This is a genomic window from Streptosporangium amethystogenes (genome assembly GCF_000721075.1).
Classification (GTDB): domain Bacteria; phylum Actinomycetota; class Actinomycetes; order Streptosporangiales; family Streptosporangiaceae; genus Streptosporangium; species Streptosporangium amethystogenes.
This window is the reverse complement of the sequence record NZ_JOEQ01000012.1, coordinates 1-12836: the sequence shown is the minus strand read 5'-3', so window position 1 is coordinate 12836 and position 12836 is coordinate 1. Positions and strand designations below refer to the sequence as shown.

Annotated in this window: 9 protein-coding genes; 7 read left to right on the top strand and 2 right to left on the bottom strand. The window is 69.0% G+C overall.

Features of this window, described 5'->3' with window-relative positions; genetic code table 11:
- Window positions 1–178: 178 nt before the first annotated feature.
- Window positions 179–1645: a peptidoglycan D,D-transpeptidase FtsI family protein gene (locus IG98_RS0118540; RefSeq protein ID WP_051752412.1), complete on the top strand. Its 1467-nt coding sequence runs from the start codon at window positions 179–181 to the stop codon at window positions 1643–1645.
- Between the two features lie 44 nt (window positions 1646–1689).
- On the opposite strand, the gene IG98_RS0118535 is transcribed toward IG98_RS0118540, so the two are convergent.
- A complete protein-coding gene (locus IG98_RS0118535) occupies window positions 1690–2385 on the bottom strand; it encodes an ABC transporter ATP-binding protein (RefSeq protein ID WP_425428059.1) in 696 nt (231 codons plus the stop codon).
- An 80-nt stretch (window positions 2386–2465) separates the two neighbouring features.
- Entirely contained in the window at window positions 2466–3542 is a 1077-nt protein-coding gene (locus tag IG98_RS0118530; RefSeq protein ID WP_030913440.1) for an RNA-guided endonuclease InsQ/TnpB family protein, read from the bottom strand.
- A 421-nt stretch (window positions 3543–3963) separates the two neighbouring features.
- Here IG98_RS0118530 and IG98_RS0118520 point away from each other — a divergent pair, with 421 nt between their 5' ends.
- The 6 genes from IG98_RS0118520 to IG98_RS0118495 all read left to right on the top strand — a co-directional run bounded on the left by IG98_RS0118520 (window position 3964) and on the right by IG98_RS0118495 (window position 12612).
- The gene (locus IG98_RS0118520; protein ID WP_157594402.1) at window positions 3964–6357 is read left to right on the top strand and encodes an ATP-binding protein; all 2394 of its coding nucleotides are present in this window, start codon (window positions 3964–3966) and stop codon (window positions 6355–6357) included.
- Window positions 6358–7083: 726 nt separating this feature from the next.
- Window positions 7084–7860 carry an AMP-binding protein gene (locus IG98_RS47015; protein WP_030913436.1) on the top strand — a complete coding sequence of 259 codons (777 nt, stop codon included), beginning with the start codon at window positions 7084–7086 and terminating at the stop codon, window positions 7858–7860.
- A gap of 407 nt (window positions 7861–8267) precedes the next feature.
- A complete protein-coding gene (locus IG98_RS0118510; protein ID WP_211264020.1) occupies window positions 8268–9560 on the top strand; it encodes an ABC transporter substrate-binding protein in 1293 nt (430 codons plus the stop codon).
- A gap of 63 nt (window positions 9561–9623) precedes the next feature.
- A complete protein-coding gene (locus tag IG98_RS0118505) occupies window positions 9624–10511 on the top strand; it encodes a carbohydrate ABC transporter permease (RefSeq protein ID WP_030913431.1) in 888 nt (295 codons plus the stop codon).
- A gap of 151 nt (window positions 10512–10662) precedes the next feature.
- On the top strand, window positions 10663–11595 hold the full coding sequence (locus IG98_RS0118500; RefSeq protein ID WP_051752407.1) for a carbohydrate ABC transporter permease: 933 nt from the start codon (window positions 10663–10665) through the stop codon (window positions 11593–11595).
- Window positions 11596–11778: 183 nt separating this feature from the next.
- Window positions 11779–12612 carry an MOSC domain-containing protein gene (locus tag IG98_RS0118495; protein ID WP_030913425.1) on the top strand — a complete coding sequence of 278 codons (834 nt, stop codon included), beginning with the start codon at window positions 11779–11781 and terminating at the stop codon, window positions 12610–12612.
- Window positions 12613–12836: the final 224 nt, after the last annotated feature.

Genomic DNA, 12836 nt, shown 5'->3' with positions numbered 1-12836 from the left:
GGACAGGGCCTGGCACGCCGGCTCCCCGGCTGCTCCAACCGCGGCCCCGCTGTCGAACCCGGTGACCACGGCCGTGGACTCTCGCGGCTTATGGTCGGCTAGAACCCGTACGGCGGCTTTGCCGCTGGTCGAGGTGCCCTTTTCGGTCCGGCTGTTAAACCGGTATCGGGGAGGGGTCATGGTCGCACCGCGCGCACGCCGGATCAACATTCCGCTGCGGCACGTCGCCCTGATGTGCGGCGGGATGCTGTTCGCCCTCCTCGCCAACGTGACCTACCTCCAGGGGCTGGACTCCGAGCGGCTCAACGAGGACCCGCGCAACCAGCGGACGATGATCGCTCGCTTTCACAGCCCCAGGGGGCAGATCCTGCTCCACGACGGCACGGTCATCGCGACCAGCCGGAAGGCCAGGAGCGCCACCTACCGGTATCAGCGGTTCTATCCGGACGGCCCGCTCTACGCGGCGATCACCGGGCACTTCTCGCTCCACGGCGGCGCGGGCATCGAGCAGGCGGAGGAGGCCCTGCTCTCGGGAGGCGACCCCCGGGTGAAGGTACGCGGGCTGGTCGGGGGCACCCGCGGCGGCGCCACGCTCCGGCTCACCGTCGATCGCGGCGCCCAGCGGGCCGCCTACGACGGGCTGCGCGCCACCGGAAAACCCGGCGCCGTCGTCGCGATCGCCCCCCGCACCGGTGCGATCCTGGCCATGGTCTCGCTGCCCTCGTACGACCCCAACCTGTACGCGAGCTTCGACGCGGCCAGGCTGGACAGGGTGGACAAGCGGCTGCGGGGCGACCCCGCGAACCCGCTGCTGAACCGGGCGATCCAGCGGAACTACCCGCCGGGATCCACCTTCAAGGTCGTCACCGGCGCGGCGGCGCTGCGCTCCGGGCGGTACGGCCTCGGCACCCGTGTCAGCGCCCCGGCATCCCTGCGCCTCCCCGGCACCAGCACCTACCTGCGCAACTTCGGCGGCGACACCTGCGGCAACGGCAACCCGCCGCTGCTCCAGGCGTTCAAGCTCTCGTGCAACACCCCCTTCGCGAAGATCGGGGTCGACCTCGGCCAGGACGTGCTGCGAGAGCAGGCCGAGGCGTTCGGGTTCGACACGGACGATCTGGAGGTCCCCATGCCGGTGGCCAGGAGCGTCTACCCTCCCGTGCTGGACGACGCGCAGACCGCGATGTCGGCGCTCGGCCAGTTCGACGTCCGGGCCACCCCGCTCATGATCGCGATGATCGCGGCGGCGGTGGCCAACGACGGCTCGCTGATGCGCCCCCACCTCGTGAAGGACGTACGTCTCGCCGACGGCACGATGATCGACGAGACCGAGCCGTCGGCGTATCGCCGGGTGCTCGGCACCCAGGAGGCCGAACGGCTCACCGTGATGATGGTCGCCGCCACCGGGAAGGGGAGTACCGGTTCCGCCGCGGCCATCCGGGGGGTGAAGGTGGCCGGCAAGACCGGCACCGCGGAGAACGCCGCCAAGGGCAGGTCCCACGCGCTCTTCACCGGCTTCGCCCCGGCGCTCTCCCCTCGGATCGCGGTAGGGGTCCTGGTCGAGGGCGGCGGATCCGGGGGACGGGTGGCGGCTCCCATCGCCAGGGCCGTCATGGCGGCGTTTCTGGGCGGTCAGGCGGAGTAACTCGCCGAGGGCGGCGGATCCCATGGTCAGAGCCGCCACGGAGGCTAGGCGGAGTAGGCCCTGGCCTGGAGGCCGTAGAGGTCGGCGTACAGGCCGTCGAGGCCCATGAGCTCGTCGTGGGTGCCGTGCTCGACGACCTTGCCGTGGTCCAGGACGTAGATCCGGTCGGCGTAGCGGACGCTGGCCAGCCGGTGGGTGATCAGCAGGACGGTGCGACCGTCGGCGTGCTGCCGGATGCGTTCGAACAGGGCGTGCTCGGCACGGGCGTCCAGGGCCGCGGTGGGCTCATCGCAGATCAGCAGCGGGGCGTCCCGATGGAAGCCTCTGGCCACCGCGATCCGCTGCCACTGGCCGCCGGACAGCTCCTGGCCGTCCTTGAAACGCCGGTCGAGCAGGGTGCTGTAACCGTGCGGCAGCTCGGCGACCACCTGGTCGGCGCCCGCGACCTCGGCCGCCGCGACGAGCGCGGGCTCCCCCTTGTCGGTGCCCATGCTGATGTTGTAGCGGGCGGTCAGCGGCCAGCGGGTGTGGTCCTGGGCGATGACCGCGATGCGGTGGCGCAGCTCGTCGGGGTCGACCTCGGCCAGATCGGTGTCGTCCCAGCTGACCCGGCCGCCGTCCGGTTCGTACAGTCCGGACAGGAGTTTGGCCAGCGTGGTCTTGCCCGAGCCGTTCTCCCCGACGAGGGCGATCACCTCGCCCCTGTCGATGCGCATCGTGAGTCCCTGGAGCGCGGGCACGGTGGAACCCGGATAGGTCAGCTTCTCGGCCCTGGAAGGGGCCGAGCTTGCAGCTCTTCGCCGTACCTGGCAGGTACGGTTCAGGCCGCGTCGTCGGCAGCGTGACGCACTGCCCGGCGACCGATGTTGATCGCCGCGAAGTGATCCGCCGGGCCAGCGAGCCCGCACGAAACACACCGGAAGTCATCCCGGGTGGGACGGTTCCGTTTGTCGATATGGCCGCAGCCGGGGCAGGTGCGGGAGGTGTTGCGCGGGTCCACCAGCCGCACCGGTACCCCGGCCAGGGCGGCCTTGTACGTCATGAACGTGCGTAGCTGATGGAAACCCCAGGAATGCAGGTCGGCACGCTGAGCCTTGCGAACCGTGACCCGCTCTCGGATGCCCTGAAGGTCTTCCAGGGCGATGCCGGAGCGAGTGTCTTTGGCCTTGCCGACCAGTTGTTTGGAGATGACGTGGTTGATGTTCCGGGCGAACCGTGACTCCTTGCGACGGCGCCTCTTCAACAACCGCTTGGCGGATTTCGTGTTCTTGGCCTGGAGGCGGGCCCGCAGGCGGGCGTTACGCCGTCGCACCGCCCGCACCTCCTTACCACTGTAGGGCTCGCCGGTGGAGTCGGTGGCGAGGTTGACGATGCCCAGATCCACCCCTAGCCACCGCTGCGGCTCCTCCTGCCGTGGTGGTTCGGGGATCTCGACGACCACGGCGAGGAAGAACACCCCGTCGAGGTAGACGAGATCCGCCTGTCCCCGCAACGTCGCCCCCTCGCTGTCCAGCCACCGGCCCCGGTAGAGAACGGGTATGACGACCCGGCCGCTCAGGGTGAGGAGGCTGACCGCATCCCGCCCCTTCCAGGTGAGGATGCGCTGGTCGTAGGCGACCGCCCCCAACTCCCGGAAGGCCGGTTTGATGGTCTTGTCGCGTTTGTAGGCACCGCAGGCCTTGGCGATGGAGCGAACAGCCATCTGCGCCGACAGCCCGAACTCGTGGCGCAGGTCGGTGTAGACGAGCTTTTGCAGGGCGATCTTGTTCGCGATGCGGTGGGCGAACGCGACCTCGGCGGCCCTGGTCGCGGCGGTGTTACACGCACGCATCGTCGCCAGCAGAGCCTGCCCCTGTTCGAGGGAGGGGGCGAGTTTCAGCATCTCCGTCACCAGCACGTACCGATCCTGTCACTCACCGCTATCAGGCGGCACCGTTTTCCTGTGTTTCCTCCCCGCCGTGAACGACGGGGCCTCCACACTGCAATTCCGATGAACGAGCGCACCTTGGCGGCCGGTTCGCATTCCGCCGCGCCGGCGATGGCCATCGGATGGCCGGTTACGGTCGGCGGCTCCTCGTACGCGGAGTGACAGTGTCCGCATGCGAGGAGATGTGAGCGGTCGCGGCAGGGGGCGGGATGATCCGCGGGCCGGAAATGGTCTAAGACTGGGCATGGTTCGGTAATTGATGTCACACTTTCTGTGACGGTTCTACCCTCGACCTCTTTAAGAGCCGATGACCCAGGAAACCGCACACGCTTCCCTCACCGGAGGCAACCTGCCTCTCGAACCCAACGGCTTCGTGGGGCGTGAAGCCGATGTGGAAGAACTCGCAGACCTACTGGGCGTCGCCCGGGTGGTGACCCTCTGCGGGGCGGGCGGCATCGGCAAGAGCAGGCTGGCGATCCGGGTCGCGACTCAGCTGGCGGAGGAGTTCCCGGGCGGTGTCTGGCTGGTCGAGCTGGCCGACGCGGTGCCGGGCGACCTGATCGAGCCCCGGGTGGCCGCCGTGCTCGGGGTCAAGGCCGAGCCGTCCCGCGCGCTGGCCGACACCCTGATCGACGCGCTCGGCGAACGGCGGCTGCTGCTGGTCATGGACAACTGCGAGTCGCTCATCGAGGAGTCCGCCAGGTTCTGCCGCGCCGTGCTCACCGTCTGCCCGGACGTCCGCGTGCTCACCACCAGCCGCGAGCCCCTGCGGGTGGCAGGGGAGACCGTGTGGCGGGTGCCGCCGCTCAGCCTGCCCAGGGGCGAGGGCCACGACGCCGGCGCCAGCGAGGCGGTGCGACTCTTCGTCGACCGCGCCACAGCCGCCTCGCGGGGCTTCGCCATGACCGAGCAGAACGCGGCGGACATCGCCGGGCTCTGCGAGGCGCTCGACGGGATGCCGCTCGCCATCGAGCTCGCCGCCGCCCTGTGCAGGGTACTGACCGTGGAGCAGATCAACGCCAGGATCCGGGACCGGTTCCGGCTGCTGTCGGCGGGCGACAGAACGGCTCCGGCCAGGCAGCGGACGCTCAGGGCGACGGTCGACTGGAGCTATCAGTTGCTCAACGAGCCCGAGCGGATCCTGCTGCGGCGGCTGGCGGTCTTCACCGGTGGCTGGACGCTCGACATGGCCGAGCAGGTCTGCGCGGGCAACGCCCTGTGGGCCGAGGACGTTCTGAGGGTGCTCTGCGACCTGGTCGACAAGTCGCTGGTCCTGGCCGACGCCGAGGTCGCGGGCGAGACGCGCTACCGCATGCTGGAGACGATCCGCGAGTACGCCGCGGAGCAGCTCGAAGCCTCCGGTGAGGAACCCGAGTTCCGGCGGCTGCACCGCGATCACATGATCGAGCTCGCCGCCCGGATACACCAGACGATAGTCCGGCGGCCCCGGCCCACCTGGGCCGAGATCTGCCCGATGCTGGTCATGCTGGACGAGCTCCAGGCCAACGTCTGGGCGGCGGTGCGCTGGTCGGTCGAGGCCGCGAGCGATCCGGAGAGCGCGCTCCGCCTCCTGGTGCTGCTCCGCTGGCCGATCATCGCCGGGGGGAGGTTCACCCCGACCGACAAGTGGCTGGACCGCCTGCTCGACGCCGCCCCCGAGGAACTGGCGCCGTACGTGCGCGGCGACGCCCTCGCGCTGCGCGGGCAGGTGGCCTTCGGGCAGGGCGATCCGGACACCGCGCAGATCGCCTGCACCGCGGCGGTCGAGCTGTGCCGCGAGACGGGTCTGCCCGGGCCGCTCAGCGGCGCGCTGGCCATCCTCGCCTGGGTGGCGATCTACCAGCGCCGCCCGGAGCGGGCCAGGTCCCTGCTGGACGAGGCGCTGGAGGCCGTGCACACCGTCGACGACCCATGGCACGAAACGGTCATTCGCTCCATGGAGGGCACTTTCGCACTGTCGGAGGGCAGGGCGAAGGAGTCGCAGCGCTCCTTCGAGGCCGCGCTGGCCATTGCCCACGAGCTGGACAATCACTGGGCCGCGCCGGTGGCCCTCATCGGTCTGGCCCAGGTCGCCTGGCTCCGCGGTGACCTGGCGGAGGCCCGCGCCCACTACGAGCGCGCCCTCGACATGCTCCAGGACATCACCGCCCACTGGCAGTCCATCACCTGCCTGTCAGGTCTCGGCCGGATCGCCCTGGCCCAGGGAGACCTCGTCACCGCGCGGGCCAGGCTGATCGAGAGTCTGCGGCTCTGTATCGGGACCGGCCAGCGGCTCGGCGTGGCCCGCCGGATCGAGACGCTCGCCCAGCTCGCCCTCGCCGAGGAGGACGACCGCAGGGCGGTGCGCCTGGCCGGAGCCTCCGCCGCCATCAGGAGCGCGATGAGCGGCGCCGTGCTGCCACCCGGGTTCGGGGCACGGATGGAGGAACTGCTCCAGCCCGCCCGGGTACGCCTCGGTGACGCGCTGGTCGCCCAGCTGTGGGCGCACGGCCAGGAGATGTCCCAGGATCAGGCGGTCCGCTACGCACTTCAGCTCGACGAGCCGTGCGAGACGCCGGTACTGCTCGGCAGGCCTCCGGTCGTCGCCCCGCTGACCACGCTCACCTGCAGGGAGGCGGAGATCGCCGAACTGATCGCCAGGGGAATGAGCAACAGGGCCATCGCCGACGAGCTGGTGATCAGTCCCGCCACCGCGGCCAGACACGTCGCCAACATCCTGGCCAAGCTCGGCTTCTCGTCACGTACGCAGGTCGCCACCTGGGTCGTCGAGCAGAATCGTTCCTGATACGCGGGCGGGGAGCGGTCACCGGGTCGACCGCTCGGGCTCTACACACCCGGGCTACACATGTGCGGGTGTGAAGATACATCTCGGGATACCCAGTCCGGAGTATGTGCCGGGACCGCCGCTGGCCGTACGTTTTCCTGGTGTTCGACCGATGACGTCCAGCCTTCCGCACCGTGCCGGTCACAGCTCCGGTCCGGAACGGCAGGTCCACACCATCCCGGGCGTCTCGGTCGAGCACGCCGCGGACGTCGCGTGTCCCGGTAGACGGCGAGGTCCCCTCGGAGGGGTGGGGGCCGGAGCCAAGGGCCGCACGCGGCAGCGGGCTCGAGTCGCGCAGGGCTCGAGCCCGCCTTCCGTAGTGGGGGACTGCTCGGGGCGCTGCTTTGGGAGCCTGATTTCGGAGGACTGTGGATCGGGGGGATCACTGGACATCTGGGGCGGATGCCCCTTCCTTCTGGGGGGAGCGCCGCTCGTTTCTCGCTTGTTGTGCGGGCGCGGAACGAAGTGGGGCATGTTCATGAACGCGGCGGAGCACGCCGGTGTTCGCACGGGGAGGCTTCGGGATCGTCCGGCCGGTGAATCGCGAACCGGCAGCCCCGACCGGCAGCTCCGGTGCTGGAATCGCCGGCTTTCAAGACATGGGAGGACGGCAGGGGGCCGAATACACAGCCATCTACATACATCTGTTGATGCCCCTGTGGACAGGCCGCCCCTACCCTCATCGGAATGAGACCCACCTCGCCGTCCACCAGCTGCACACTCACCGAGGCGGTGTTCGGCTACGCGCACGGGCGAGGTGATCGGCCGGCACTGATCGACCTCGGCGCCGGGATGGTGTACGGCTACCGCAGGCTGGCCGCGGAGGTGACCCGAGGAGCCTCGGGCCTGGTGCGGCGGGGGGCACGGCGGCGTCAGGTGGCCGGAATCCACGTGGACAGCGCGGTGGCCCAGACATTGGCGGTGCACACGGTCATCGCGGCCGGAGGGGTGGCGGCGCCGATCACCTCGGGGTGTACGGAGATGGCCGACCTGCTGGCCGAGTGGGAGGCACGGCTGCTCATCACCACTCCGCGCCTGGCGGACGCCTCGTTGCGGGCCGTGGAGGATTCGCGGGTCCGGCAGGTGATCGCCTTCGGCCAGGCCCGCGACACCGTCGACTTCGCCGACCTGCTGCTCCTGGAGCCCGTCCCGCTGCCCTTCCTCGACCCCGCGGTGCAGCCCGCCCTGCTGATCGAGGACGGAGGGGTGCTCACCCACCAGGACCTGATCACAAGGATGAGCCTGCTCGACAGGGGCGCCGAGCTGGGGAAGTCCGACGTCCTCCTGGTGACCTGGCCACTGAGGTGCAGCCTGGCCCTGACCACCCTGATCGGGCTGGCGTTGATGCGCGGCTCCCTGGTCGTCGTGGCCCCGGGCCTGTCGTCCGAGGACCTGGCGGCGACCATCCATGACTTCGGCGTCACCGTCGTCGCGCTCTCCGACGGCGCGGTCCAGCGCGTCTGAGCCCGCCGGCCGGCCCTTACGGGCTCACTCTTCCCGCGGCGGTATCGAGCGTCAGGACCGGGTCGGGTGGTACGGATCCGAACCCGGGCTCCCCTTGATCTGGGTGATTCAGCACGCCACCAACGTGCCGGATCCCCCAAATAATGGGCCGCCATTCGATGCCAAACCTGACCGCTTTGTTCTCTCCTAGGGTGTCATTTCCCGTTCGGTCCATTCGGTGTGCCGGGGCTCCGCACCGGTGTGCGTCCGACCGGTTCACTGTCATCGGTGCTCATATCCCGGGATATTGAGCTGTTATACGCACGACCTTGACGGCGCTCGGTGTGAGGTGGCTTGATTGCCGTACTGACAACGTTGTCATATTTCGGGGGTTTTGTGCACCCCAAACCCCGAAGGGACGGAGAGCTGTGCGACGACAGTGGATGGCAGCCGTCGCGGTCACCGTGGCGGGCCTGCTCGCCCTGACCGCCTGTGGTGACGGCGGCGGTGACGGCGCCACGCAGAGCCCGCAGGCCGACGCGAAGAAGAAGGTCGAGGTCTTCTCCTGGTGGACGGGACCTGGCGAGGCCGACGGCCTGAAGGCCATGAAGGAGATCTTCGAGAAGCAGAACGCCGGGCTTGAGTTCTTCGACGCGGCCGTGGCGGGCGGGTCCGGGGACAAGGCAAGAGCCCTGCTGACCACCAAGCTGCAGGCCCAGACCCCGCCGGACACCTTCCAGGGGCACGCGGGCGCCGAACTCCAGGGCTACATCAAGGCCGGGCAGCTCGAACCGCTCAACTTCCTCTACGACGAGCTCAAGCTGAAGGACGTCTTCCCCCAGCAGCTGATCGACCAGATCAGCGTCGAGGGCCAGGTCTACTCGGTGCCGGTCAACATCCACCGCTCCAACGTGATGTGGTTCAACCCGGCGGTGCTGAAGGAGGCGGGCGTCACCGAGGTGCCGAAGACGATCCCCGACTTCGTCGCCGCGCTGGAGAAGGTCAAGCAGAAGGGCAAGATCCCGCTCTCGATCGGCTCGGAGTGGACCATGGTCCATCTGCTGGAGAGCGTGCTGCTCGGCTCGCTCGGCACCGACGCCTATAACCAGCTCTGGACCGCGGGCTCCGACTGGTCGGGTCCGGCGATGACCAAGGCGCTCGACGACTTCAAGACGATCCTGTCCTACGCCGGTGACCCGGCCGACGACTGGCAGCCCGCGGCCAAGCAGGTGGCCGACGGTGAGGCCGCGTTCAACATCATGGGCGACTGGGCGTACGGCTACTTCCACAACCCGCCGGACGGTGGCCTGGGCAAGACCTCCAAGACCGACTTCGACTGGGCGCCCTCGCCGGGCACCGGCGGCACGTTCATGTGGCTCTCCGACAGCTTCACCCTGCCCAAGGGCGCGCCGAACCGCGACGGGGCGGTGGCCTGGCTGAAGGTGGCCGCGAGCAAGGAGGGCCAGGACGCCTTCAATCCGAAGAAGGGCTCCATCCCGGCCCGCAAGGACGCCGACACCGCCCTCTACACCGACTACCTCGCGGACGCGCTGAAGGACTGGGGCGGCAACAAGCTCGCCGGCTCCATCCAGCACGGCGTGGTCGTGAACGACGCCTGGCGCGTCGCGATCAACGAGGCGGTCGGCCTGTTCCACGGCGACAAGGACGTGGCCGCGCTGCAGAAGGCGCTGGCCGAGGCCGCCAAGAACTCCGGGCAGTGATCTTCGGATGATCTTCGGTACGGCCCGCGAAGGCGCGGGCCGTACCTCGCGGAAGGGGTGTCCGTGACACGGGTACGCAGATGGCTGCCGGGGCTGCTGCTGGTCACACCGTCGATCATCGCGATCGCGGTCTTCGTCTACGGCATGCTCGGCTGGAACTTCCAGTTGGCGATGACCGACAAGCACGACGAGGTGTCCGAGGGCAGTTTCGTCGGCCTGGAGAACTTCTTCACCCTCTGGGACCAGAAGCGCTGGGGCATCTCGGTCAACCACGCCATCGTCTTCACCGTGGTCTTCGTGTTCGGGGCGCTGCTGCTCGGCTGGCTGCTGGCGTTCCTGATGGAGAAGGGGATCAGGGGCGAGGGGACCTTCCGGGCGGTCTACCTGTTCCCGATGGCGATCTCCTTCGTGGCGACCGGGGTGGTCTGGCGCTGGCTGATGAACTCCGGTCAGGGCGAGCGGGCGGTCGGGCTGAACCGGCTGTTCGACAGCCTCGGGCTGGAGTTCCTGCAGTGGCAGTGGTTCCGCGATCCCGACTGGGGGATGGCCGCCATGGCCATCCCGGCGATATGGCAAATGTCGGGATATGTCATGGCGCTGTTCCTGGCGGGGTTCCGGGGGGTCCCCGAGGACCTCCGGGAGGCGGCCCGGGTCGACGGGTGCGGCGAGTGGCAGGTCTACCGGCACATCGTGCTGCCGATGCTCCGTCCGGTCACCCTCTCCGCACTGATCATCCTCGGCCACATCTCGCTCAAGGTCTTCGACCTGATCGTCGCGGTCTCCGGCAAGCAGATCATCACCGATGTGCCCGCCGTCTTCATGTGGGTCGCGGTCTTCGACTCCCATGACCCGGCCAAGGGCGCCACCATCGCGTCGTACATCGTGCTCGCGGTCAGCGTCTTCGTCATCCCCTACCTCGTCTGGACCCTCCGCAGGGAGCGGAGCTCATGACCTCCTTCTCGGAGCCGTGTCCGGTTCCCCCTCGCCGGAGGCACGCGATGACGATCACTGTGAACGGTGCCTTCACCGTCCCCGCGCGGGGCGGAGATCCTGGGAACGCCATCTCCTGTCCGCCCCGGACCCCTCGTGGGGAGCGACGCATATGACGACCACCGTGACCGGTCCCCCCGCCGCCCCCGTGCGGGGCGGAGCCACCGGCGACGCCGGCGGACGGGCCAGGCGGCGGGCGCGGCTGTCGCGCGGCGTACGGCTGACACTGCTGGTCGCCTTCCTTCTCGTCTTCCTGATCCCGATCTACGTGCTGCTGGTCACCAGCTTCAAGCCGCTGACCGAGGCCGATCCCGGCCGGGCCTGGGCGCTGCCCGAGGTGTGGACGGCCGAGCCGTGGCGGGTGGCCTGGGAGAAGCTCGCGCCCGGCATCTGGAACAGCGTGCTGCTGGCCGTGCCCGGCTCGCTGATCTCGGCGGTGCTCGGCTCGATGAACGGCTACGTGCTGTCGAAGTGGCGCTTCCCCGGCTCCGACGTGCTGTTCACGCTGTTCCTGTTCGGCATGTTCATCCCGTACCAGGGCGTCATGATCCCGCTGGTGCAGCTGCTGGTGAAGCTCAACGAGGTCACCCTGGCGGTCACCGGGGTGCCGGGTGTCTTCTACGGCGCGATCCCCGGGCTGCTGCTGGCGCACGTGGTCTACGGCATCCCGATCTGCACCCTGATCTTCCGCAACTACTACGTCACCATCCCCGACGAGCTGATCGAGGCGTCCAGGGTGGACGGCGCGGGGATGCTGCGGACCTACTGGTCGGTGGTGCTGCCCGTCTCGGGACCCGCCTTCGCGGTTGTGATCATCTGGCAGTTCACCTCGATGTGGAACGACTTCCTGTTCGCCGTCTTCCTGACCGGCCCGCAGAGCTGGCCCACCACGGTCATGCTCAACAACATCGCCGGAGCCCAGACCGTCCCCTACAGCCAGCAGATGGCCGCGGCCCTGCTCGCCTCCATCCCCACAATGATCATCTACGTCCTCCTCGGCCGCTTCTTCATGCGCGGCCTGATGGCCGGCGCCCTGAAGGGCTGACCCCTGCGGCGTCACGTGCCTGCGCACCGCTGAGTAGCGGGGGGCTCTCGTAACGGGTGAGGGCCCCGCAACCTGACGACTTTGTGTTAGATATACCCTTTTTTTCTGGTGGCGATGTTGTTCGGTGTCTAACGTGCAGTTCATGCTCTTTGTCCCAGGTCTGATCCAGTGCCGGACGGCAACATGACCGCTGTCGTCACCGATCTCGTCTGCTATCCCGTCAAAGGATGCGCCGGTATCTCGATGACCGAGGCGCTGCTGACGGAGGCGGGCCTGGCACACGACCGCACGTTCATGGTGGTCGGCGACAACGGCGTGTTCCGCAGCCAGCGGCGCGATCCGCGGCTTGCCGCCATCCGTCCCGAGATCAGCGCGGACGGGGAGTCGCTCACGCTCCGGCTGCCGGGTTTCGACGCGCTGACCGTCGAGGTGGACCTACTCTCCGCCAGGCGCGATGTGGAGCTGTTCGGCACGCCGTACCGGGGGATCGACCAGGGGCGGGCCGCAGCCGAGTGGTTGTCGGAGGTGTTGGGCACGCCGAGCAGGCTCGTGCGGGTGCCGCCGGAACACCGCAGGGTGACCGACGGCCGAACACCCGGCACGTCGGGCTACGCGGACAGCAGCCCGGTGCATCTCATCTCCGAGGCCACCCTCGCCCTGCTCAACCGGCGGCTCACCGAAGGCGGGGGCGCCCCGCTGCCGATGGCCCGGTTCCGCCCCAACATCGTGATCGGCGGGTGGACGGAGCCGCACCGGGAGGACGGGGCCAGGCGGATGCTCGTCGGCGACACCGAACTCGGTTACGCCAAGCTCGCCATCCGATGCGCGGTCACGATGGTCGACCAGGACAGCGGCACCAGGGCGGGCCCGGAGCCGCTGCGCACGCTGGCCACCTACCGCCGCGCCCCCGAGGGCGGCGTCGCGTTCGGCGTGAAACTCTCCGTCGTACGCCCCGGCAAGCTCGCCCTGGGCGACGAGGTGAACGTCGAATCCTGGGACGAGCCGGAACTTCGGTAGCCGTCGCAGTCCAAGATCATGTGGGTGAGGACCTCGTCGGCGGCGCGCCGCAGCGCCTAGTGCAGGCCGGGTACCTGGTCGGTCAGGACGTCGATATGACCTCGTTGAGGTAGTGGTACTGACGAAGAAAGTTGGGCGTCACGGGTTGCTCGGGGGTGCTTGTCCGCACTGTTTGCCCAGGTGGCAGCCTGGAGGTATGAGGTACTCAGACAGAAGCGGGGGAT